Origin of the sequence: Lysinibacillus sp. BF-4, from assembly GCF_000743635.1 — a bacterium.
GTDB lineage: Bacteria > Bacillota > Bacilli > Bacillales_A > Planococcaceae > Metalysinibacillus > Metalysinibacillus saudimassiliensis.
Genome location: NZ_JPUW01000013.1, coordinates 1 through 21,568, shown reverse-complemented (window position 1 = coordinate 21,568; position 21,568 = coordinate 1). Strand labels below are relative to the sequence as shown.

The window sequence follows — 21,568 nt, the reverse complement described above, 5'->3', positions numbered from 1 at the left end:
CTCTCTCATTTAGCTAAAAAGAAAACGTGCTACGAGAGCACGCTTATACTACGTCATATCCTTGGTCTTCAATCTCATTAGCGATAGCTTGCTGTGATGTTTTAGCATCATCAAAAGCAACCTCTACTTTTGCTGCATCTAAATCTACTTTTACTGAAGATACACCGTCTATTTTACCAACGCTTGTTTCGACAGCATTGACGCAGTGACCACAAGACATACCCTGTACATTAAGTGTAATTGTTTCCATACTAACAACCTCCTTTTTTACTTCTACTCCCAATTTAACATACCCCTCGTACGTATGTCAAAAACTCTAACTCGCAAAATAATAGGCAGTGTGGTAAATTAAATATAATTGCATAGCAATCCACTGGAGGTGCCTTTTATAAAGGCTGAGATCAAAGTGTGACTTTGGGATTCCTGGAACCTGATCCAGATGATACTGGCGTAGGAAAGTGGTACGGTTTTTTTGATATGGATTTTCATGCCACTTTTCCCTTGGGAGAAGTGGCTTTTTTGTGGAGAAAGGGAGATAATATGCAGCATGCGATTACTAAAGGGGTAGGTTTTACAGAGGCCAGCATCACGCAAATTCTTAACGTTTTACCGCAAGTTGATGCTGTTGTACTACGTGAAAAACAACTCACAACACAACAACTCGCAAATGGGATTGCAACTTTACTAACACGAGGTGCAGATGCTAAAAAATTAATTGTGCATAGTGCACCGCAACTTGCAGAGCACTTTCAGTTACTTGGCTGTCATTTTGCAGCGGACGCTAACATTAATGGCAATGACTTTCCCTTTTTATGCGGGCAGTCCACGCATAGTATACAAGAAGCACTTAGCTGTGAAACGCGTGCACTTGATTATATTTACTTCTCTCATATTTTTCCTTCAAGCTCTAAACAGGGTATGCCACCACGTGGGCTTCAAGCATTACGTGAGGTATGTGCAATAACTACGTTACCTGTAATTGCGCTTGGCGGTATAACCAAAACCAACCAGCATTTACTTCCCTCAACAGGCGCAAGCGGATTTGCGGCAATTTCAATGTTTTTTAACTGAGGAGAGTTGGTATGCAAACGGATTACACCATTATTGGGGGCGGTGTTATTGGCTTAAGCATCGCCTATGAGCTATTAAAGAAAAACTTTAGCGTTACTATTTTTAATGTGACAGGGCCAACGACAGCTTCACTTGCAGCAGGCGGTATGCTTGGCGGGCAAAATGAATTTAGCGAGCCTTCACCTTTATTTGATTTAGCTATTGAAAGTCGTGCGCAACATAGCGTACTCGCTACAGAGCTTGATGCTTTAACAGGTATTGATGTTGAGCTAATCCCATCTGGGCTATTAAAAGTAGCCACGCAACCTAGTGATATGCCTAGCCTAACTCAACAATATCAATTTTTAACTACCCAACCGGCAACGCCTGTACTATGGCGTAAAGCAAATGAGGTCGAGCCACTTATGAGCGACTTAGGGCAAGGCATCCATATTACTGGTGACCACCAAGTAAAGGCGCGTCAGCTCACAAAGGCTTTAACAAAGGCAGTACAACTACTTGGGGGCACAATTATTGCCGAGCATGTACGTAAAATTAATACTGCTACATTAACGACAGACAATGGGCACTATCACTACCAACACCTCATTGTTGCCGCTGGTGCTTGGAGCAAACAGTTAGTACCGCAGTTACCTATGTATCCTGTTAAGGGCGAATGCATGATGTTGCGTGTACAACGTGCCCCTCGCACCACTATATTTGCAGCAGACGGCTGTTATATTGTGCCTAAAAAAAATAATGAGGTACTAATCGGTGCAACAAGCTATCCTCATCAGTCTGATGCAGGCGTAACAGCAGGCGGCATTCAATCATTATTAACGCGCGCAATCGCTATGATGCCTAGCCTTAAGCACGCTCAAATCATCGAAACTTGGTGCGGTGTTCGCCCTCAAACAATAGATGAATTGCCAATAATAGGCGCGATTTCACCACATATTTATTGTTGCACAGGACATTACCGTAACGGGATTTTACTGAGCGCAATTACAGGAAAACTAGTGAGCGAGGCTTTAATCGGTGACGTAAATGCTCAGCAACGCCTCGCACCATTTTCACCATATCGTTTTATATAAGGAGGGATGAGGGGATGCAACTGACGATTAATGGCCATGAGGTTACAGTACCATCAACAGTTACAAACATCGGTGAACTGTTAACCCATTTACAACTCAATGCAGAACTTGCGATTGTGGAATTAAATCGCATTATTTTAGACCGAGCGGTACGAGATAACACCGCTATTAAACAAGATGACTATATCGAAATTGTACAATTTGTAGGAGGCGGTTAATGATGTTTACTATTGGACCATATACATTCAATTCTCGTTTATTTTTAGGCACAGGCAAATTCCCTGACTTTGCTACACAAAAAGAGGCAGTCACCATCTCAGAAACAGAAGTGCTCACCTTTGCTGTACGTCGTATGAATATTTTTGAACCCACACAACCTAATTTTTTAGAACAAATTGACGTTAAAAACTTTAAACTCTTGCCTAATACGGCAGGTGCTAAAAATGCTGAGGAGGCTGTGCGTATTGCACGTCTAGCTAAGGCCTCTGGTTTATGCGATATGATTAAGGTTGAAATTATTGGCTGTGACAAAACACTACTACCTGACCCTGTCGAAACATTACGCGCTACAGAAATGTTATTAGCTGAGGGTTTTATTGTCTTACCTTACACATCAGACGATGTACTGCTCGCAAAACGTTTACAAGAGCTAGGCTGTCACGCAATTATGCCGGGTGCTTCACCAATTGGCTCAGGGCTTGGTATTATTAACCCTGTTAATCTCCGCTTCATTATTGAGCAAGCTACGGTACCTGTAATTGTTGATGCTGGTATTGGTTCAGCCATGGATGCCGCTCAAGCGATGGAGCTAGGCGCAGATGCCGTATTGCTTAATACTGCAGTTGCTTTGGCAAAACAGCCTGTTAAAATGGCTTCTGCTATGAAGCATGCGATAATCGCAGGTCGTGAAAGTTTTGAAGCTGGGCGCATTACCAAAAAAACGTATGCGACAGCCTCAAGCCCTCTTGAAGGTCTAAGTAAATGACGCGCTACTCAAGACAGGAGCGCTTTACACCTATCGGCGAGGTCGGTCAGGCAGCGCTTGCTACAAAGCATGTACTCATTATTGGTGCAGGCGCACTTGGCGCACCTACAGCCGACTTACTTGCGCGAGCAGGCATTGGTAAAATCTCGATAGTTGATCGTGATTTTGTAGATTTATCTAATCTTCAGCGGCAAACATTGTATACGGAGCGCGATGTAGTGAAGCGGCTACCTAAAGCAAGTGCTGCAAAGCAGCGACTACTTACCGTTAATGCAGATGTACAGGTTTATGCTTATGACCAAGAAGCTACTGTGCATTTTTTAGAACAACTGTTAACTACGGAGACAATTGACCTTATTTTTGATGGTACGGATAACTTTGATACACGTTTTATCATTAATGATATGGCACACAAACACCAAGTACCGTGGATTTACGGCGCATGCGTAGGCGCAAGCAGTTTATCATTATTTATTGAGCCCAACCAAACACCATGCTTACACTGTATTATGGGTGGCTTACCTACGAGTGGCCCAACCTGTGACACAGTTGGCATTTTAGCTTCAGCCTCTCAAATTACTGCAGCTATGCAGGTTGCTGAAGCGTTGAAATATTTAACAAGTAACAGAGAGGCTATGCGAGGCACGGTGTTTTCCTTAGATGTTTGGCAAAACACATTTTCCTCTATGGATGTAGCTAGCTTAAAAAAAGACGATTGTCCGACTTGCGGTACTTCACCAAGCTATCCATTTTTACAGCAAGATGCTACTACACGCTTTGCATCTTTATGTGGGCGTGATACGGTACAAATACGACCAACCCATACAACACGTGACCTAACTATGCTAGCTAACAAGTTAACGGGCGCAACGATTACACATCACAACGAATTTTTACTGACGTTTAAAGTGACAGGCTATACACTAACAGCCTTTCGTGATGGACGTGTTTTTGTACACGGTACAGCTGATGTTACTGAAGCTAAAAAGATTTATTACCAATACTTTGCATAACAAAAGGGATTGCGATGAGCCGCAATCCCTTTTATTTATTTATAACGAATAACTTCCTGTGCTGGTTTACGATAACCGCGCGGGTACTCGTCCATTGGCACAGCTTTACCTAACGTAATCATCATGACGATTTCTTCATTTGCAGGGATGTCTAAAATACGACGTACCTCAATTTTATCAAAGCCAATCATTGGGCATGTGTCCCAGCCGTATGATTTTGCGACAAGCATAAACTGCATAGCTACAAGTGAACCATTACGAATGGCTTCCTCACGCGCAAAACTCTCACCTCTTGGTACATAAAAATCACGAATGACTTCTTCTTTCATCGTTAACACGTCACCTGTCAAAGTATGTGCATAAATCTCTGCTACATTATCATAGGCTTGCGCATCGCCTGTAATAATGATTACAGCAGATGCATTTGTAATTTTTTCTTGCATAAGGCTAACTTCTTTTAACTCTTGTTTGACTGCTTCGTCACGTACAATAACATACTTGGCGTGCTGTAAATTAAATGCTGTTGGCGCAAGTTGCGCTTCTTCTACCATAACCTCAAGTTGCTCTGTACTAATTGGCACATTAGGCTCAAAATCTTTTGCCGAACGGCGCTCATTAATGACTGTTGTAAATTCCATAATTTTTCATCACCCTTCGTCTATACTATAACGAAGAGCAATTGCCATTTTCAATTAAAGTGCGCTCAAACATCAACATATGTTGTGCTTGAATGTGATCTTCAATAATAGGCTGTGCATAATGTTTCGTAAAATAGTGCCACTTTACATCATAAAGCGTAAAACCTAGCTTTTGGTAGAAGGCAATATTACCAATGCTTGAGTTAGCTGTACCAACAATAGCACGCTCATACTCGCTATAATGACGACAAAGTTGCGTAACTAACCATTTGCCATAGCCACGCCCCTGATGCATCTCATCAATCGCAATATTTTTTAGCTCAATAGCACCATCAGCCTCAATACATAGCGCTACACCAATACGCTCACCCGCTTCAATCAACTCAAATAAATCACCTTCATGTAAATACGAATGAACTACAGCCTCGTCTTCATCTGCTAATAATAATAGTGGTACATAATCTTGTCGTTGTGTCGTTACTTTTTTTAGTTCCATATCGTTCTCCCAAATTCATAGCCGAAATATGCAGCAAAACCAATTAGCACAAAACCTGCTAATACAGACACCCACATAATGGCTGTTTTATTCATGGCGCGACGCGTTGTCGCTACAATTGCCATTAAGGCAATATCATGTAGTAGTATACCAGTCAATATACCCGCTCCTACAACAATAAAGCTTGTCTTATCACTCGCATCAAATGAGCTAGCGAGCACCGTGCCAAAAATACTTACCCAAAATACTAAATTACCTGGGGACACTGCTACAAGTAAGCCATTACGGTAGGAAGAACCTAAAGACTTCGTTTTAGCCTCACCTGCTAACGTAATATCATCACTCGCATGCTTAATACTATCAATACCTACATATAATAGAAACAAAGCACCAATTAACCACATCGTGCTTTGAATAATGGGTTGCGCTAACACTGAAGCTAGCCCAAAATATAGCGCCACAATTAGCAATAAATCAATCGTCATGCCGCCGAGCCCTACTACCCAGCCATGCATAAAACCGTTCTTTAAACCTTGCTTCGTCATTTCAATCGTTACTGTACCTACCGGCAAGGCAATTGATAATCCGAGTACAACGTATGTAAAATATAATCCCATGTTTGTACTCCTTTCTGTTTATAAAAAAATTATACACAAAAAAAGAGACGCGCTCGCCTCTTTTTTAACTACAATCCCAGCTATATAAAACACGGTCAAAGTTACATACACGTAAATCTTCTTCTGCAATAAAGAAGTTAGCCACGCCGCAATCTCCCCATAAAATACCGTTATCCATATCCGAATCAATTTGCAGTAGTAAAATATCATTGTGGCTGTATTTTGTATTACCATCTTCACCACGCGGGTCCCACTGTGTGAAGTAAGGGTAGCCGCCAATTTTTGCGCCCTGCTCCCCATTTACTTCGTTATATGGATCAATAATCTCTTCATATACATCATACTTTACATCTTCAATGCCAAGTAACTCATCAAAACGATAATCGCTTGTTGATATTGGTGTTTCGGTCAATTGAAAGGCTAGTGCACATTCCTTTTGAATAGGGAAATAATCCTCTTCTTCACCATAATTAAGTGTATCAAATGCCGTAAACCATTTTGTTTCATCCTGCTCAATATGTTCATGGTAAACTACTCTAAAATCTTTTTGCTCACACATATCATCAAAATTTAAGCCAGTAAGATCGTCATTTAATACAAAGAATTGCAAGATTCCTTGCTGTGGGAATGGTGCTGGTACGGGGATAGCTGACAAATTTAATTGCGCCAATAAATGCAATGCCTCGCCAGTACTAGCTGTTGGGTAAGGCTCTGATTTTAACCAATAAGGTTTACCTGCAAATTTGCTTTCTAGTGTGCCTGTTTTTGCAGGTGTTGGTGTGATGGTTACTGTTGGTCGGAGTGTTGCTTGTAAAGTCGCCTCGTATTGCTTTAGTGCAGTAGGTAATTTCATTGTATAGCCCCCTATAAAGAACGTTTGTTCTTATTTTAGCACATTATTTAATTTTTGTAACCTCACCATGTGTTAGTTGTAAAAGTTGGTCTGGTGTTAATTGAAAAACAGCCATCGGGTGTCCTGCTGCTGCCCAAATTGTTTCGTACTTCCATAAATCTTCATCAAGTAATATTCGCGGTTGGTATTTGTGCGCTACAGGCGGCACACCTCCAATAGCATAGCCTGTATGCTCGCGTACAAATGCCACATTAGCTTTAGCCAAAGGTGCTTTAATAAAAGTTGCTACACGCTCCTCACTCACACGATTAAGACCACTTGCCACAACTAACAGTGCGCTACCACCAATATCAAAAACGATTGATTTTGCAATCTGTGCCTCATGGCAACCAATTGCTTCTGCAGCCTCTTTCACTGTTCTGGTACTGCTTGGCAACTCTATTACTTCATTTGTAAACCCTTGTTGCTGTAAATACAATTGCACTTGTTTTGCACTTTCCTTCATAACTAACACCCACTTTTCTGAAATTTCTTTCAATATACACTAAAAGCACCCAGGGAGCTAGGTGCTTTTAGTCTGAACTATGCGTGTTCGTGTTATTAGTTGTTATCTGAGCTGATTGCAACTTCTAGTAAAGCAAAGTCTGCACCAAGCAGCGGGCTGTTTTCACGTTCCTCTGCTGATTTACTATGACTTGCTTTAAACTCTGGGCTATGTAGCCAAACATTAAATGAAGCCTCATCTACCCAACGTGTACAAATACGGATTTGGTCTTCGTCTTTACCGTTTAATTTCTTTAAGACCTCTAAACCTAAAAATCCTTCAAACTTACCAATTTCCTTAGGGTTTTGAAAGCGTTCGATAATTTCTTCGCCGTGCCCTTTTTTAATACGAATTGTGTTCATTGCAACAATCATGCTGTTGCCTCCTCTGTCATTTTAGTTTGTAAGTAATCAAAAACAGGTTGTGCCTGCTCGCCACCCATTTTTGCATGATGTAAAAGTGGGATGCCATGTGCACCTGTCGCTGTTAGTGCTTCGGGTTGTGCCTCAATCATGGCTTGCACAATTGCTAAGTTCCCTAGCATTGCCGCTGTAAAAATATCCATACGTGCACCGCGTGCTAATAAAAACGAGGCAATATCTCGACGCCCCGTATGCGCTGCCGCTCCTAAACCGCTCTCCCAGTCACCTGTGTCCCAATTCATTACTGCATGTAATAGAGCTGGCTCCTGCTCGTATAATACTTGTACCTTTGCAAAGTCGCCATGTGCCGCAAATATAAATTCACGCACTAGCTCTTTGTCTAATGGGTTGCCATTCATCATAATGGATACGCCTCCTTGTTTAAACGTTGCGGTGTAAAAAATGCACGTCCGTTTTGTTGATAAATCTCTGCATCAATTTCAAAAATGGATTGAAACATCTCACGGCATAATACACATTGTGGTATGCCGTCATATTGAATAGTGCCATTTTTTAATACCACTAAACGATCGCTATACTGGGCTGCTTGATTAATATCATGCAACACCATCACAATCGTCATACCTAGTGTTTCATTTAGCTCATGCACTAGCTCCATAACTTCAAGCTGATGGGCAATATCTAAAAAAGTTGTAGGTTCATCTAGTAGTAAAATATCAGGTCGCTGTGCCACTGCCATCGCAATCCAAGCACGCTGTCGCTCGCCTCCTGATAGTGAAGGCAATAAGCGGTTAGCGTAATGCTCAAGCTTTGTCACACCCATAGCCCATGCTACGATATCATGATCTTCCTGTGACATACCCCGACCTTTTCGGTGAGGTGAACGTCCAAATTCAATTAGCTCACGTACCGTAACATCCATTTGATGATCTTGCATTTGAGGTAGCATCGCTAACTTCTTTGCGACATCAACGCTCTTTAAACTATAAATATCGTGACCATCAAGTACGACATTGCCTTGTTGAGGCTTAATTAATCGTGAAATCAAGCGTAGCAGCGTTGATTTACCCGAGCCATTTGGTCCGATAAGGCTAACAATCTCACCTTTTTTAATATGCAAATCTTCCACTTGTAATGTAAATGATGTCGGCTGACGAAACGATAATTGTTTAGTTTGCAGCAACGTTGTCCCTCCTCTTTTGAATCATGTATAAGAAAAATGGTCCGCCAATAAAGGATAATAAAATACCTACGGGTAGCTCAATTGGGTCAAATGCTGTGCGTGCAATTGTATCTGCTACCACAACAAGTAAACCGCCACCCAATGCCGCCGCTGGTAATAAATAGCGATAGTCATTACCAATAATTAAACGTAGCATATGTGGTATAACAAGTCCGACAAAACCAATTAATCCGGATACACTAACCGCTATACCTGCAAGTAAAGCACTTAATACAATTAACATAAAACGACTACGCTCTACATTATGTCCGAGTAATTTTGCCACCTCATCACCTAAACGTAATAAACGAATATGGCGAATAGAAAATAGCGATAAAATTAATGCAGCAACCACATAGTAAACAACCATATTAACTTGATGCCAACCCGTGCCCGCAATACCGCCTGATAACCACGGGAGTACTGCCTGTACACGATCGCTATAAAGTAACATCATCGCACTCATAACCGCGCCAATAATAGCGTTGATCGCAACACCTACTAAAATAATGCGTACAGGTGATGCACCGTCCTTCCATGACAGGGCATAAATAATAAGCGCTGTAATTAATGCACCTACAAAGGCGGCTAAAGGTAAAAATAAAATATACATAGGATATAAAATCATAATAAATACTGCTGCTAGACCCGCGCCTGATGATACACCAATAATACCTGGGTCTGCGAGAGGGTTACGCATGACGCCTTGTAAAATGGAGCCCGCTACCGCTAAACACATACCAACCATTAAACCAATTAACACACGTGGAATGCGTAAATCCCAAACAATTCGTCGTGCTAATGTATCCTCCTCAACGGTTATACCCTGCCAAACCTCTGCTAATGTAAACTTTACAGGGCCAATCATTAAGCTACCAAGTGTTGCTACAATAAGCAGTACAACTAAAGTTACGAGTGTAATCATTCGTTTTTTAGCGAGTGGGTGTGTCGTTGACTCAAGCCTTGCTTGCCTAGCTAATGTCATGTTACTTAACCGCCTCTAATTGCTTCTGCATTTCTTCTAGCGCGTCAACGATATGTGTACCTGGGTTTGTGCCAAATAAGTCTGAAGGTAAAATGGTTACTTTACCATTTTTTACAGCGTCTAAGTTTTTCCATGCCGCATTTTGCGCCATTTCTTTTTCAAAAGCTTCACGTACTGCCTCTGGCTCACCATGTGTAATTAACATTACAGCTTGAGGGTTACGTTCAATAATTTTTTCTACGCTTAAGCTAGCATAGTTAGGGTATTTTTCTTCTTTAGGGAAATCAGAAGCGATATTTTCGCCACCTGCTTTCGCTAATAAATCACCTGATAATGAGTTAGGTAGCGCCGCTAAGTAAGTACCTGGTGCACCGTACACTAAAATTGTTTTAACGCCAGCATCTGCTGTTTCTTCGATTGCTTTCACTTGTGCTGTTATCTTGTCATTAATTTCAGTTGCTTTATCTTCATTACCTGCAAGCTTACCAAACAATGTTAATGTATCTTGAATATCTTGAATTGAATTGGCTTCTGTATAAACTACCTTTGTACCTTGCTTCTCAATGTTAGCTGCATGGCGCTCAAAGCTTGGACTAGCAATTAATACATCAGCACCAACTGCCGCGATTTGTTCAAAGTTTGGCTCATGAGGATTACCAATTTCTTGTACATCTTTCACACTTTCATCTACAGGTCCACGTGCGTTTGGACGTCCAACAATTTTAGCATCTACGGCTAATAGCATATCCATATCACCCGCGCTCATAACAGCAAATGTTTCGGGAGCCTTATCAAAGCTAATCGTATTGCCAAGTGCATCTGTTACTTCTAACTTCTCTACAACCTCTGCTTTAGGCTCTTCCTTATCAACTTCCTCTTCTTTCTGTGCTGCTTCTTTCTTTCCACCGCAAGCTGTCAAAACAACTAAGCACAGCAGCGCTGTCATCATAAGTATGTATTTTTTCATTTCCGTCTCTCCCAACTGATAATCTTTATCAACTACAACCACCACTTTACCGATAATGATTATCATTGTCAACTTATAGTTGAGAAAAAATGTGAAAAATAAAAAAGCTCAGCGTTCACTGAGCTTCTTCCATTACCCTATTGGCAATATGGCATCTACAATTGCTTTTGACACAGGATGCTTAAGTTGTTCGATTTGTTTGGCATCATCTAACCACTCAATAATCTCACCCCTGTACATTACAGCTAATGTATCTGCAATATATTTTACCGCCTGTAAATCATGTGAAATAAAAATATAAGAAATGGTAAAACGCTCTTTTAGCTCCGCTAGTAAATTTAAAATCTGCACTTGTACTAACACATCGAGTGCACTGACAGCCTCGTCTAAAATAATTAATTTGGGCTTTAATGCAATCGCACGTGCAATGGTAATACGTTGTAATTGCCCACCGCTAAATTGATGTGGATATTTTTTAGCATCTTCTGCACGCAAACCTACTAGCTCTAATAAATCTACAACACGTTGTTGCTCGGCAGCTTTCGTTAGTTTTTCGAAATTACGAATCGGCTCTGCAATAATTTCATGAGCATTCATACGTGGATTAACGGCGCTATAACTATCTTGAAATACTACTTGCATATGCTTGCGTGCCTGCTTTAATGCGTTATTACTTAAACCATGAAGTGATTGACCATCAAATAAAATTTGCCCTGCGTCTGGCTGTTCTAATGCTAAAATCATTTTGCCTAATGTACTTTTACCTGAACCACTCTCGCCAACTAAACCAAGACACTTGCCTTCCTCTAGTACAAACGAAATATCATTAGCTACTGTTAGGCGTTCCTTATGTCGAAGCGCGTAGCTCTTTTGTAGATGTTCTACTACTAATAATGTCATACTACCTCCACCTTTTGGCAACGCACCTCATGCTGTGCGGTAATAGCTACTATCTCAATCTGCTGCTTACAACTCGCGTCTGCAAGTGGACAGCGAGCAATATAAGGACAGGTGACCTCAGTTGTTTTTGGCGGACGCGTCACATCATGTGGTGGTAACTTTGCCGCCGTACCATCACTTAAAACTTTGCGTGTAGCAATTAGCAGTTTGGTGTAGGGGTGCTGTGGATTAGTAAAAAGCTCAGCTTTTGGCGCACGCTCTACAATATAGCCGTTATACATAACAATGACATCTTGCGCCAAATAAGAGATGACACCTAAATCATGTGAAATTAATAGCATCGCAACATTTGTTTTTTGCTGTAACAATTTTAGTTGTTTTAATACTTGTAGTTGGTTAGTGGCATCTAATGCTGTCGTAGGCTCATCCGCAATAATGACACTTGGTTGTAGCGCTAATGTAATAGCAATCATAACGCGCTGTAACATACCTCCACTTAATTGAAAGGGGAATTGTTTCATAATTTCCATCGGGTTACGCAACTCAACTTTTTCTAAATGTTGAAGAGCAATCGCATAAGCCTCCGCCTTTGTCAGTTTTTTATGGGCGCGTAGTGTTTCGATAAAATGCTTTTCAATCGTACGTACAGGGTTAAAGGCTGTCATAGGATTTTGCATAATAATCGCCATCGCCTCACCACGTAATTTACGCCACTGTTCCTTACTGTTATGGCTAATCTCCTGACCATTTAGCTGTATGCTACCTGCTGTCATTTGCACCTTCTCTGGTAATAGACCTAACAACGCTAAGCTGGTTATCGTTTTACCTGAGCCACTCTCACCAACAAGCCCAAGCACTTGTCCCTCTCGTAATGTAAAGCTACTATCTGTAACCAATGGTATATCACCCGTTGTTACAGTGAGGTGGCTTACTTCAAGACGTTTCATCGCTTTTGCCTCCTATTCCATTTTTAAATCAAGTGCATCACGTAGCGCCTCGCCAAATAGATTAAAGGCTACCACAATAAGAAAAATCATAATCCCTGGATAGAGCATCAACTCAGGGTAATTACGAAAGAAGGGCTTACTATCATTAATCATCATGCCCCATTCAGGGTTAGGTGGCTGAATGCCGAGTCCCAAAAAAGACAATCCCGAAATCGTTAAAATAACCCCACCAATGTCCATAAAAATCAATACAATCACTTGCGTAATAACCGTGGGGAAAATATGACGCGTAATAATCTTGAGCGGAGATGTGCCACTAATTTGTGCAGATAATACAAAGTTGCGCTTTTTAGCACTTAGTACCATCCCACGTATAACACGCGCATAAAATACCCATTGCACAATGACCATCGCTAAAATTAAATTGATAAGGCTAGGCCCTAAAAATCCAATTAACGCTAGTGCTAATAAAAAGCTTGGAAAGGCTAGCAGTACTTCACATATACGCATAAATACCGCATCAAACCAGCCACCTCTATAACCCGCGTAAATACCTAATGGCACACTAATAAGGACAGTTAAACCCATTACTACTACTGCCACACCTAATGAGGCCTGTGTACCAAATAATAGACGTGATAAAATGCAGCGCCCTAAATGGTCTGTACCTAGCGGATACTGTGTGCTTGGACCTTGTAGCTTTAATGCTAGGTCTACAAGATTAGGATCATTGGGTGCTAGAAAAGGTGCAAAGATGGCGATAATGACCATAGCCGCAATAATACTACCACTCAGCATCATTAGCTTATGTTGCCCTAGTCGTTTTGTTAACCCTGTCATATCATTCGCCCCCCCTGCTGTCGAATTCGTGGATCAATAAAGCTATACATACTATCCACAAGTAAGTTACAGGTTACAAAAATAACACCCATAACGAGTACACACCCTTGTATTAAAGGGTAATCATGCGTCGCAATACCATCTACAAATAAATGCCCCATGCCTGGCCATGCAAAAACAGTTTCGACAATAACAGCACCCGCTAGCATATAGCCAAGGCTCATACCAAGACCCGTTAACACAGGCAAAATCGAAATTTTCACGACGTGGCGTAGCACAATAACACGTTCCTTTAAACCTCGCGCTCGCGCATATAACACAAACGGTTCATTTAAGTTTTCGAGCATGCTTGCGCGCAATAACCTCATATAAGTACCTACATAACCAAATGCTAAGGTAAAGGATGGCAAAATCACATGCAAAAATGAGCCCTGCCCAAAGACAGGGAATAAATCTAGCTTAACTGCTAAAAAATAAATTAGCAGAAAGCCTAACCAAAAGGCTGGCATAGACACACTCGCAAAAGCAAAAATACGGCTAAAACGATCAATCCATTTCCCCTTATATACGGCTGATAAAATGCCTAAAGGTAGCGCAATTAAAAGCACCCATAACATTGCCATTGCGGTCAACTGAATGGTAGGTATCATATGATTTATAATTTCATCAAATACTGGCTCTTTTGTCGAAAAAGACGTACCAAAATCCAGTTGTATCACTTGCAGTAGCCAGCTACTGTATTGAGCTAGTAAAGATTTGTCTAAGCCTAACTCTGTGCGAAGTGCTGTGACAGTTTCGTCTGCAGCGGGAATACCTGCTGCACGCAAGTAAGCCATAACAGGGTCTCCTGGAATGAGCTGTAATAATAAAAATGTAATAATTGAGATGCCAAGCAAAACTGGTATTAAGCTAAAAAGTCGCCTTACTATTAATGTAAACATAAAACGCTCCCTTCAAAAAAGGAGCAGCACATAAGCTGCGCTGCTCCCTTACGATTATTGTAAATCAATTTTATTTAACGGCACTTCCTCTTGCTGTGGTAAAAATTCAACGCCCGTTAAGTTTTTATGATACACCGCAATATTAGAAATATGTGATACAGGGATATACATCGCTGTATCATGTAAATCAGTTAAAATCGAAGCATATAGCTTCGTACGCTCTTGCTCATCAATTGTTACTAATACTTGCTTAATCTTAGCATCAATATCGGCCTTATTCGCAAGCCCCAGTTGTGCTGTATAATCTGGTCCGCCATTATCAGATGGCGTTGTCATTGCCGCTAAATACGAATGCGGGTCAAATGGTACTGCCCATGTGTAAGTGAAAATCATATCATAATCTCCCGCAAAGCCTTTTTCCCAAAATGTATTTGTCTCTTGGCTAATTAGGTTTACGTTTACACCTAGCTTACGGTAATCGCCCTGCATATACTCTGCTACAGATTTTTGTACATTATCTGTGCTCATAATAAGGAAATCTAGCGTTAATTCCTTGCCGTCTTTTTGGCGGAATTCTTTACCCTTAACTTCCTTCCAACCTGCTTTATCTAATAATGTTTTAGCTTGCTCTAAGTTGTAAGTATACGGCTGTAAGTCCACATCCGCATAAGGGATATTTTTAGGGAATAATGTATCTGCTTGTTTCTCTGTATTGTAGAAAATATTTTCGATGACCGCTTCTTTATTAAAGGCATGATTAAGCGCGAGGCGCACATCCTTATCCTTTGTTGCTTCCTTTTGCGTGTTCATCATAATCATACGCGTTGAGGTTGGCTCTGATAGCTTTGTTTCGTACTTGCCACTATCTTTTAAAAATTGGAAAGAATCTTGGCTAATGACACCATTACCAAAAATTAAATCAAGCTCACCTTTTTCAAATGCTAGTACACGCGACTCACCATCAGTCATTACTTTAACTGTTACTTCGTCTAGCTTTGGTTTTTCACCCCAATAGTGATCATTGCGTACAAATGTCGCATACTGGTCTTTCTTATGCTCTTTTAATACCCATGGTCCTGTACCAATTGGTTCAACTAAACCATCTTTAAATGTATCGCCACTTTCAGGGAAAGCTGTTTCTGCTACAAATCGGAACGGACGAATATACGTTAACTCCTGTAATGCTGGGTAATACGCATTTTTCAATGTCATTTTTAAAGTATGCTCATCCACAACCTCTGTATCCTCAAATTGATGAATAAGCTCTACCCACTCATGTTGTTGACGGTTAGCTAAAATTGTATCAAAGTTTTTCTTTGCTACTTCTGCGTTAAATGGTGAGCCGTCCGAAAACTTTACATTTTCACGTAGGTGGAAGGTATACGTCTTGCCATCCTCCGATACTTCCCAAGACTCTGCTAAAGCTGGTTGTAGCTCGCCGCCTTCACCATAATATACTAATGATTCATAAACCATGGCCTGTGAGAAAAATTCATTTGGCATATAAGTATGTGGGTTTAAGTCCCCAATATCCCCTGACCATGAGAAAGTAATTTTTTTTAGTTCCTCATCTTTGTCTGCAGTGGCTGCTTCATTCTTTTTATCGCCACACGCTGCCATTACTACTGCCACTACCATAAGTAGCGCCAACAATACCGTACGCTTTGTTTGTTGTAAAAACATGCTCTCTCTCCTTTTAACTCTAGCTTTGCAAAACGAAAAAAGCGCCTCTAACCCACGGTGGTTAGAAACGCCCTATTACTCGTAATAATCGCACTTCAATACCCCCCTATCTCCCGTAGGTTAACAGCATCTGAAAATAGGCAGGTCTTCTGACTTAGCTTCAACATAAGTACGCGTCTTCCCAGCATTGCTAGTGACTTTTTGCGCCTTACTCCACATTACAGCGGCGGGACCGTATCGGAATTTCACCGATTTCCCTTTTAAGCATTTATAGTAGCATAAATGCACCTAATTTCTACAATATTCGTATTTACTCTTAGACAATTATAACGATAATATGTTAATTATTCCATATCAAATTATTGTTATTATTTGCAGGAAATATTAACTAAGCAGAGATAACTATCTTATCAAACTAATCAAAATAATCAATCATTACCAATAAGAATGTCAAATTCTAGCGTAATACAATGCGAGTGATTCGCAATAAATTGCTCCTTTTGCACACGCGCTACGTTTTGAGTAAGCGGCGTCATATCCACTAACATACGCATTAACTCAGCCGTTAGCTGTTGCTCATAACGTACTGTGATTTTTTTGGTGTGTGCAAATTGTTGCTCAAATAATTCAACAATAGTCGCGTTAGAGTAAGGTGACTTATCTGGAAAGAAAGCCTCACGTAACTCGTATAAATAATTTTCGCTTGGCACTACCTTAATCATGCGCCCGTCTGCACGTAAAATACGCTTAAACTCCTTATAGTTAGATGGAGATAAAATATTAACAATCGCATCTACACTACTTGTTGTTAATGGGATATTAGCTAAATCTGCAACTTGCCATAGCACGTTGTCATAGCTAGCTGCCATTTTAACGCCCTCCTTGGCAAGGTCAATACCAATACCTAGCGCACCTTCTGGTAATAGTTGTTGTAAATGCGTACCCTCACCACAACCTAAATCTGCAATGACTTTAGCATCTGCTACTAGTTTAATTAGCTCTTGATGAAGCGGTGTATAAAAACCACTATCAATTATCATGCGACGCGCAGTAAATAATTCCTTGGTATATAAATTTTCGGTACGTTGCGGGGCTAAATTAACATAGCCTTGCTTTGTAAAATCAAAAGTATGGCGATTAGCACATACCATGCTTGCTTCATTAACTTCCACCTGCTCATAGCAAAGCGGGCAACGTAATAAAGTTTGATGTTGCTGTGCAAAATGAATGCGCTGTTGTTTTCTAGTCATGCTTAAACTCCTTTAAGGCATTTAGTGTTGTTACTGTCAGTGGCGTTGGTAATTGAGATAATGCAAAGAAGCCTACTTCACTAATTGCATGAGGCTCTCTATTTGTTACCGTACCTTTTATAATGCGCGCAATAAAAGTGGGTGCCACAAAGTGGGTAGCTGGCGGTAAAATATGATTAGTTACACATAACAAACCTGTGAGGGTAATCGTTACACCTAACTCCTCTTTAATCTCACGTACTGTGGCATCCTCAATTGTTTCCATTAGCTCTACCTTGCCCCCTGGCAAACTCCAATGCGCTGCCTCTGGCTCTTTTTTGCGGCGTACTAATAATAATTCATTATGTTCATTTAAAATAAAAGCGCCTACGCCGACACCAATATGTTTCATGCTTTACTCCTCCGTAGCGCACGTACCTCAGCCTTTTGTTGCTTAGTAGGTCGCGTCGAATCAATAATCTTTTGAATGGTCATACGATGCGTTTGATCATCAAGTGAATGTTGCTGTAAATAGCTATAAGTTAGCACTGGCTGTTTTACATAGCACATAGATACTGCCCACGCGACTGCCATTCGCACATAGTAATGCTCATTAGTAATCGCGTCATAACGCCTAAACAACTGCTCAATATAGTGCTCATCAATAAAATACATTAGGCTCATTACTACCGCAAAACGAATAGCATATGGTTGATCAGAACGAAAATATGGCTGTAAAAATCGCCACATTTCTTCACGATGTGCCTTTGTACTTTTTAAACTTGTACAAAAGCTATCGCAAAGCGACCAATTTGTAATATACGGAACAAACGCCGCAATGCGCTGTTCATCATAAGGTAAATAACCAATCACAAAACCCTGCAACATCGTTTCTTCAAAACAGGTTGGTTGTACTTGCAAATACGCTGGCTGCCGCTTTGCGATATCCTTAGCTAACGCGCGTAGCTTTGGCACACGCACGCCTAAAATATCTGTAACACCTGGCAATAATTTAGCTGTAAAAGCACGGTACTCCTCCTCAGCTAATTGCTCTAACTGGGCTCTCATAAATATCCTTCTAGCTTGAGTAGCTGTTCTTTTAATGGTAGCCCTGCACCGTAGCCAACCAACTTACCATTAGCACCAATTACACGATGGCATGGAATCATAATTAAAATCGGATTTTTATTATTGGCATTGCCCACTGCTCGTGAAGCGTTGGCATTACCAATTAGCTCAGCTACTTGCTTATAGTTTTTAGTCTGCCCATAAGGAATGGCCTGTAGTGCTTGCCATACACGCTGTTGAAAATCTGTGCCTTGCGGTGCAAGTGGTGTTGTAAACGTTCGAAGATCACCGTTTAAATAAGCTGTTAGCTCACAAATGGCTTGTTGCATAACCGCACTTTCTCCTTGTGTTATATCTTCCTTAGGGTTACCTGTGTACAATGCTGTTACTGCTTGTGCTGTTGCTTCAATTGTTACCTTGCCAATTGTTGTATTATACGTTTTTTGTAGCACAACGCTCACCTAGCTTTACTTTGACTTGTGGCCACTCCTCTTCAATTACACTGTAAATTGCTGTATCACGATTTTTGCCATCTTTGCGGATGCGATGATTACGTAGCACGCCTTCCTTTGTTGCACCAATCGCTTCAATTGCTTTACATGATGCAATATTTTCGGCATCTGTTTTAATGGTTACACGTCGCAATCCCCATTGCTCAAAAGCATAACTCAGCAATAAATATTTAGCATTACGATTAATTGCTGTGCCCCATGCTGAAGGTGTCAGCCAAGTAAAACCAATCTCTGCTGTTTTGTTTTTTGCGTCAATATCCATAAATTTTGTTGCGCCTACAATTTTATTTGTTGTCGCATCAATAATAACCATCGGAAATTCCGCTTGATTAGCCAAAGCCTCGTTAATATAAACTTCAATTGCCTCTAATGAACGCGGTGTTATTGATAAATATGTCCAAATGCGATCATCCTGACCAATTTCCCATAATGCCTCAGCATCCTCTTTTACCATTTGACGTAAACGTACTACATTATTTTCTAAAGCTGTTGTCAAAGTCATCCCCACCTTCTTTTTTTCTATTATACCTAATGAAATTTATATAGTTGACTTTTTTATCGTTATCCCTCATAGTCTATATAACAATACTTATACCCCTATAGGTATAAAAACTGGAGGTTTATTCATTGTCACAACAAATTCCTAATAGTATTCCTAAACCGTTGGTAACAACTAACCAAGTATTTATCGTTGTCACTTCACTGCTTGGTGTCTTTGTGAATACTAATATCTTATTTATCCCTTTTATTTTAGGGTTGTTTACTGTCATCACTAAAGTTAATCCTGTCGTTATGTTAGGTAAGCCGTTTTTACGCAAGCCACTACACACTTATCACCCAGAAGATAAAGACCAACAAATCTTTAACCAATGGATCGCAACTATCTCATTAGGGCTTGCTTTATTATTCTTCTATTTAGGTTGGAATGTTGCAGGCTATATTTTTGCAGGTATGGTTATTGCCGCTTCAGGCATTGCGTTAACAGGCTTCTGTATTGGTTGCTGGATTCGTTTCCAATATCAAATGTGGAAACACCGCCGAAAAATGGCGAAAAATGCGTAACATCTTGCCGACAGCTTTTGTCGGCAATTTTACTTAAAGGAGGAAATTCAATTGAGCTTAGCGCAGAAAATTTATCGCTTTCCACAAAAATATATGCTAGTGAGTGTGCCACTCATTTTAGTATTAGGCTTTCTTATTGGTAATGTTGTAGATACTTCTTTTTTACAACCTACCTTATTAGTTGGTACGATTATTATGATTTATGCCACAATGGTTGGCTTTAACTTTAAGCAGCTTGCCTCTACACAAGGGTCACGCGTATTGGTTTATTCTGTTGTGATTAACTTTGTTATCATCCCGTTAATTGCCTATGGCCTTGGCATGATTTTTTTACAAGATCATCCGTTAATGTTTGCAGGGCTTGCACTGTCAGCTTTACTTCCTACAAGTGGGATGACCATTTCATGGACAATGCTACAAAAAGGGAATGTGGGTGTAGCTGTTAAACTAACGATTTTCGGTCTACTCATCGGCTCAATCGTGACACCATGGTACTTACTAATGATGGTCGGTCAGTATATCGAAATTAATGTATGGCAAACGATGCAAACGATTTTAATTGTTGTTTTCCTACCAATGCTACTTGGTCACTTAACATTTAAGGCTATTTTACGCAAACACTCACTTGAGCACTTCAAAAAAAATATTAAACCAAAATTTGGCCCTCTTAGTATTTGGGCAATGTTATATGTTGTTTTTGTAAGTATGAGCATGCGTGCTTCAATGATTGTGCAAAACCTTGAGCTTATTGCAATTGCCATCGTAGTATTGCTATTATTTTATGCTATCAACTTTACACTCAGTACAGTTGTTGCTACCAAATTCTTTAACCGTGCTGACGGGATTGCACTTGTTAACGGTACAGTGCTACGTAATCTATCGCTAGCGATTGGTATTGCAGCTACATCTTTTGGAGCCGAAGCGGCACTTATTGTAACGCTTGCCTTTATCGTACAACAACAATTTATCGCAAACTATGCACAAATCGCTAAAAAGCGTTGGTTTAAAGAAAGCGACGCTACACCACCTACTATGAAGCCTGCACTAAAATAAATGGTAATTACAACGTAAAGTTCATATTCTGTTCATTTTAGTAATTTATAGTAAAACTATAAATTAAGAACGGAGTTGAACTTACATGAGCACATTATTAATCTTTGCTTCTTCATCAATGGTGGTAGCCCTTATTTTGTACAGCATTGGGGTGTTCGGCGAAAAGTTTAGCGGAACAATTCAATTTAAGCATTTACTATTCTTCGCGGGTGGCCTTGTCTTTGATACAATTGGCACAACGCTAATGAATCGTATTGCGGCTGAAGATGGTGGCGGCACAATTGGTTTACATCAAATCACAGGTGGCGCAGCTCTTGTATTAATGGGATTTCATTTAATTTGGGCAATTTGGGTTTATAATAAAGGCGACGAAAAAGCAAAACACCAATTCCACGAATTTAGTCTTGGGGTTTGGACATTATGGGTCGTATCATTTGTATTAGGTATTTTACTTGGTACAGGTGTCATTGGTTAAACAACAAAAAG

General features: G+C 40.4%; 29 protein-coding genes and 2 riboswitches. Of the genes, 8 read left to right on the top strand and 21 right to left on the bottom strand.

Annotation, left to right across the window (positions count from 1 at the left end; genetic code table 11):
• Positions 1-43 precede the first annotated feature (43 nt).
• On the bottom strand, positions 44-250 hold the full coding sequence (gene copZ / locus CH76_RS06335; RefSeq protein ID WP_036144341.1) for a copper chaperone CopZ: 207 nt from the start codon (positions 248-250) through the stop codon (positions 44-46).
• A 115-nt stretch (positions 251-365) separates the two neighbouring features.
• Positions 366-474: riboswitch (TPP riboswitch) on the top strand.
• Between the two features lie 45 nt (positions 475-519).
• Between copZ and CH76_RS06330 the strand changes: the two genes are divergently transcribed.
• From CH76_RS06330 to CH76_RS06310, 5 genes are read left to right on the top strand one after another with little or no spacing between them, the layout of a single operon-like run.
• Positions 520-1,071: a thiamine phosphate synthase gene (locus tag CH76_RS06330; protein ID WP_161769866.1), complete on the top strand. Its 552-nt coding sequence runs from the start codon at positions 520-522 to the stop codon at positions 1,069-1,071.
• Between the two features lie 11 nt (positions 1,072-1,082).
• On the top strand, positions 1,083-2,144 hold the full coding sequence (gene thiO / locus CH76_RS06325) for a glycine oxidase ThiO (protein WP_036144335.1): 1,062 nt from the start codon (positions 1,083-1,085) through the stop codon (positions 2,142-2,144).
• Positions 2,145-2,158: 14 nt separating this feature from the next.
• Positions 2,159-2,362 (top strand): sulfur carrier protein ThiS, encoded by a 204-nt coding sequence (gene thiS / locus CH76_RS06320; protein WP_036144333.1) that lies wholly within the window; start codon positions 2,159-2,161, stop codon positions 2,360-2,362.
• A gap of 2 nt (positions 2,363-2,364) precedes the next feature.
• Positions 2,365-3,129, top strand: a complete 765-nt coding sequence (locus CH76_RS06315) for a thiazole synthase (protein ID WP_036144403.1) — start codon at positions 2,365-2,367, stop codon at positions 3,127-3,129.
• Positions 3,126-4,142: a ThiF family adenylyltransferase gene (locus tag CH76_RS06310; RefSeq protein WP_036144331.1), complete on the top strand. Its 1,017-nt coding sequence runs from the start codon at positions 3,126-3,128 to the stop codon at positions 4,140-4,142. The genes CH76_RS06315 and CH76_RS06310 overlap by 4 nt, the downstream gene beginning before the upstream one ends.
• Positions 4,143-4,177: 35 nt before the next feature.
• Here CH76_RS06310 and CH76_RS06305 read toward each other — a convergent pair whose 3' ends face one another.
• From CH76_RS06305 to CH76_RS06210, 20 genes are all read right to left on the bottom strand, one after another.
• Positions 4,178-4,783: a nitroreductase family protein gene (locus tag CH76_RS06305; RefSeq protein WP_081892640.1), complete on the bottom strand. Its 606-nt coding sequence runs from the start codon at positions 4,781-4,783 to the stop codon at positions 4,178-4,180.
• A 22-nt stretch (positions 4,784-4,805) separates the two neighbouring features.
• Positions 4,806-5,276, bottom strand: coding sequence for an N-acetyltransferase (locus tag CH76_RS06300; RefSeq protein WP_036144327.1), 471 nt, complete (start codon positions 5,274-5,276; stop codon positions 4,806-4,808).
• Complete coding sequence (locus CH76_RS06295; RefSeq protein ID WP_036144325.1) at positions 5,267-5,893, bottom strand: LysE family translocator; 627 nt, start codon at positions 5,891-5,893, stop codon at positions 5,267-5,269. The genes CH76_RS06300 and CH76_RS06295 overlap by 10 nt, the downstream gene beginning before the upstream one ends.
• 64 nt (positions 5,894-5,957) lie before the next feature.
• Positions 5,958-6,746, bottom strand: coding sequence for a YwqG family protein (locus CH76_RS06290; protein WP_036144323.1), 789 nt, complete (start codon positions 6,744-6,746; stop codon positions 5,958-5,960).
• Positions 6,747-6,789: 43 nt separating this feature from the next.
• Positions 6,790-7,251, bottom strand: coding sequence for a YbaK/EbsC family protein (locus CH76_RS06285; RefSeq protein WP_036144321.1), 462 nt, complete (start codon positions 7,249-7,251; stop codon positions 6,790-6,792).
• Between the two features lie 95 nt (positions 7,252-7,346).
• Positions 7,347-7,664: an antibiotic biosynthesis monooxygenase gene (locus CH76_RS06280; RefSeq protein ID WP_036144319.1), complete on the bottom strand. Its 318-nt coding sequence runs from the start codon at positions 7,662-7,664 to the stop codon at positions 7,347-7,349.
• A complete protein-coding gene (locus CH76_RS06275; RefSeq protein ID WP_036144317.1) occupies positions 7,661-8,074 on the bottom strand; it encodes a hypothetical protein in 414 nt (137 codons plus the stop codon). The genes CH76_RS06280 and CH76_RS06275 overlap by 4 nt, the downstream gene beginning before the upstream one ends.
• On the bottom strand, positions 8,071-8,856 hold the full coding sequence (locus tag CH76_RS06270; protein ID WP_036144315.1) for an ABC transporter ATP-binding protein: 786 nt from the start codon (positions 8,854-8,856) through the stop codon (positions 8,071-8,073). The genes CH76_RS06275 and CH76_RS06270 overlap by 4 nt, the downstream gene beginning before the upstream one ends.
• Positions 8,843-9,880, bottom strand: coding sequence for an iron ABC transporter permease (locus CH76_RS06265; protein WP_036144313.1), 1,038 nt, complete (start codon positions 9,878-9,880; stop codon positions 8,843-8,845). Before CH76_RS06265 ends, CH76_RS06270 begins: the two co-directional genes overlap by 14 nt.
• A gap of 1 nt (position 9,881) precedes the next feature.
• A complete protein-coding gene (locus tag CH76_RS06260; protein ID WP_036144311.1) occupies positions 9,882-10,847 on the bottom strand; it encodes an ABC transporter substrate-binding protein in 966 nt (321 codons plus the stop codon).
• A gap of 132 nt (positions 10,848-10,979) precedes the next feature.
• Positions 10,980-11,747 (bottom strand): dipeptide/oligopeptide/nickel ABC transporter ATP-binding protein, encoded by a 768-nt coding sequence (locus CH76_RS06255; RefSeq protein WP_036144309.1) that lies wholly within the window; start codon positions 11,745-11,747, stop codon positions 10,980-10,982.
• Positions 11,744-12,694: an ABC transporter ATP-binding protein gene (locus CH76_RS06250; RefSeq protein ID WP_036144307.1), complete on the bottom strand. Its 951-nt coding sequence runs from the start codon at positions 12,692-12,694 to the stop codon at positions 11,744-11,746. The genes CH76_RS06255 and CH76_RS06250 overlap by 4 nt, the downstream gene beginning before the upstream one ends.
• A 12-nt stretch (positions 12,695-12,706) precedes the next feature.
• On the bottom strand, positions 12,707-13,534 hold the full coding sequence (gene nikC, locus CH76_RS06245; protein WP_036144305.1) for a nickel transporter permease: 828 nt from the start codon (positions 13,532-13,534) through the stop codon (positions 12,707-12,709).
• Positions 13,531-14,475 carry a nickel ABC transporter permease gene (nikB, locus tag CH76_RS06240; protein WP_036144303.1) on the bottom strand — a complete coding sequence of 315 codons (945 nt, stop codon included), beginning with the start codon at positions 14,473-14,475 and terminating at the stop codon, positions 13,531-13,533. The genes nikC and nikB overlap by 4 nt, the downstream gene beginning before the upstream one ends.
• 54 nt (positions 14,476-14,529) lie before the next feature.
• A complete protein-coding gene (gene nikA, locus CH76_RS06235; RefSeq protein WP_036144300.1) occupies positions 14,530-16,158 on the bottom strand; it encodes a nickel ABC transporter substrate-binding protein in 1,629 nt (542 codons plus the stop codon).
• A 121-nt stretch (positions 16,159-16,279) separates the two neighbouring features.
• Positions 16,280-16,465, bottom strand: a riboswitch (cobalamin riboswitch).
• A 121-nt stretch (positions 16,466-16,586) separates the two neighbouring features.
• Entirely contained in the window at positions 16,587-17,408 is an 822-nt protein-coding gene (locus CH76_RS06230) for a putative RNA methyltransferase (RefSeq protein ID WP_036144298.1), read from the bottom strand.
• A complete protein-coding gene (locus CH76_RS06225; protein ID WP_036144296.1) occupies positions 17,401-17,799 on the bottom strand; it encodes an NUDIX domain-containing protein in 399 nt (132 codons plus the stop codon). The genes CH76_RS06230 and CH76_RS06225 overlap by 8 nt, the downstream gene beginning before the upstream one ends.
• Positions 17,796-18,455, bottom strand: a complete 660-nt coding sequence (locus tag CH76_RS06220) for a DNA alkylation repair protein (protein WP_036144293.1) — start codon at positions 18,453-18,455, stop codon at positions 17,796-17,798. The genes CH76_RS06225 and CH76_RS06220 overlap by 4 nt, the downstream gene beginning before the upstream one ends.
• The gene (locus CH76_RS06215; RefSeq protein WP_036144292.1) at positions 18,452-18,907 is read right to left on the bottom strand and encodes a methylated-DNA--[protein]-cysteine S-methyltransferase; all 456 of its coding nucleotides are present in this window, start codon (positions 18,905-18,907) and stop codon (positions 18,452-18,454) included. The genes CH76_RS06220 and CH76_RS06215 overlap by 4 nt, the downstream gene beginning before the upstream one ends.
• The gene (locus CH76_RS06210) at positions 18,888-19,463 is read right to left on the bottom strand and encodes a GNAT family N-acetyltransferase (protein WP_369792368.1); all 576 of its coding nucleotides are present in this window, start codon (positions 19,461-19,463) and stop codon (positions 18,888-18,890) included. The genes CH76_RS06215 and CH76_RS06210 overlap by 20 nt, the downstream gene beginning before the upstream one ends.
• Before the next feature lie 131 nt (positions 19,464-19,594).
• Between CH76_RS06210 and CH76_RS06205 the strand changes: the two genes are divergently transcribed.
• The 3 genes from CH76_RS06205 to CH76_RS06195 all read left to right on the top strand — a co-directional run bounded on the left by CH76_RS06205 (position 19,595) and on the right by CH76_RS06195 (position 21,557).
• Positions 19,595-20,029, top strand: a complete 435-nt coding sequence (locus CH76_RS06205) for a DUF4395 domain-containing protein (RefSeq protein WP_235190367.1) — start codon at positions 19,595-19,597, stop codon at positions 20,027-20,029.
• A gap of 51 nt (positions 20,030-20,080) precedes the next feature.
• Positions 20,081-21,082 (top strand): arsenic resistance protein, encoded by a 1,002-nt coding sequence (locus CH76_RS06200; RefSeq protein WP_369792367.1) that lies wholly within the window; start codon positions 20,081-20,083, stop codon positions 21,080-21,082.
• Positions 21,083-21,167: 85 nt separating this feature from the next.
• Positions 21,168-21,557, top strand: coding sequence for an HsmA family protein (locus CH76_RS06195; RefSeq protein ID WP_036144288.1), 390 nt, complete (start codon positions 21,168-21,170; stop codon positions 21,555-21,557).
• Positions 21,558-21,568 lie beyond the last annotated feature (11 nt).

What these genes read in the sequence shown, in the direction of transcription:
- copZ (WP_036144341.1), bottom strand. Translation starts at nt 250, where the DNA reads ATGGAAACAATTACACTTAATGTACAGGGTATGTCTTGTGGTCACTGC.
- CH76_RS06295 (WP_036144325.1), bottom strand. Translation starts at nt 5,893, where the DNA reads ATGGGATTATATTTTACATACGTTGTACTCGGATTATCAATTGCCTTG.
- CH76_RS06275 (WP_036144317.1), bottom strand. Translation starts at nt 8,074, where the DNA reads ATGATGAATGGCAACCCATTAGACAAAGAGCTAGTGCGTGAATTTATA.
- CH76_RS06260 (WP_036144311.1), bottom strand. Translation starts at nt 10,847, where the DNA reads ATGAAAAAATACATACTTATGATGACAGCGCTGCTGTGCTTAGTTGTT.
- nikC (WP_036144305.1), bottom strand. Translation starts at nt 13,534, where the DNA reads ATGACAGGGTTAACAAAACGACTAGGGCAACATAAGCTAATGATGCTG.
- thiS (WP_036144333.1), top strand. Translation starts at nt 2,159, where the DNA reads ATGCAACTGACGATTAATGGCCATGAGGTTACAGTACCATCAACAGTT.
- thiO (WP_036144335.1), top strand. Translation starts at nt 1,083, where the DNA reads ATGCAAACGGATTACACCATTATTGGGGGCGGTGTTATTGGCTTAAGC.
- CH76_RS06265 (WP_036144313.1), bottom strand. Translation starts at nt 9,880, where the DNA reads ATGACATTAGCTAGGCAAGCAAGGCTTGAGTCAACGACACACCCACTC.
- CH76_RS06250 (WP_036144307.1), bottom strand. Translation starts at nt 12,694, where the DNA reads ATGAAACGTCTTGAAGTAAGCCACCTCACTGTAACAACGGGTGATATA.
- CH76_RS06230 (WP_036144298.1), bottom strand. Translation starts at nt 17,408, where the DNA reads ATGACTAGAAAACAACAGCGCATTCATTTTGCACAGCAACATCAAACT.
- CH76_RS06255 (WP_036144309.1), bottom strand. Translation starts at nt 11,747, where the DNA reads ATGACATTATTAGTAGTAGAACATCTACAAAAGAGCTACGCGCTTCGA.
- CH76_RS06280 (WP_036144319.1), bottom strand. Translation starts at nt 7,664, where the DNA reads ATGATTGTTGCAATGAACACAATTCGTATTAAAAAAGGGCACGGCGAA.
- CH76_RS06315 (WP_036144403.1), top strand. Translation starts at nt 2,365, where the DNA reads ATGTTTACTATTGGACCATATACATTCAATTCTCGTTTATTTTTAGGC.
- nikB (WP_036144303.1), bottom strand. Translation starts at nt 14,475, where the DNA reads ATGTTTACATTAATAGTAAGGCGACTTTTTAGCTTAATACCAGTTTTG.
- CH76_RS06220 (WP_036144293.1), bottom strand. Translation starts at nt 18,455, where the DNA reads ATGAGAGCCCAGTTAGAGCAATTAGCTGAGGAGGAGTACCGTGCTTTT.
- CH76_RS06310 (WP_036144331.1), top strand. Translation starts at nt 3,126, where the DNA reads ATGACGCGCTACTCAAGACAGGAGCGCTTTACACCTATCGGCGAGGTC.
- CH76_RS06300 (WP_036144327.1), bottom strand. Translation starts at nt 5,276, where the DNA reads ATGGAACTAAAAAAAGTAACGACACAACGACAAGATTATGTACCACTA.
- CH76_RS06285 (WP_036144321.1), bottom strand. Translation starts at nt 7,251, where the DNA reads ATGAAGGAAAGTGCAAAACAAGTGCAATTGTATTTACAGCAACAAGGG.
- CH76_RS06195 (WP_036144288.1), top strand. Translation starts at nt 21,168, where the DNA reads ATGAGCACATTATTAATCTTTGCTTCTTCATCAATGGTGGTAGCCCTT.
- CH76_RS06225 (WP_036144296.1), bottom strand. Translation starts at nt 17,799, where the DNA reads ATGAAACATATTGGTGTCGGCGTAGGCGCTTTTATTTTAAATGAACAT.
- CH76_RS06290 (WP_036144323.1), bottom strand. Translation starts at nt 6,746, where the DNA reads ATGAAATTACCTACTGCACTAAAGCAATACGAGGCGACTTTACAAGCA.
- nikA (WP_036144300.1), bottom strand. Translation starts at nt 16,158, where the DNA reads ATGTTTTTACAACAAACAAAGCGTACGGTATTGTTGGCGCTACTTATG.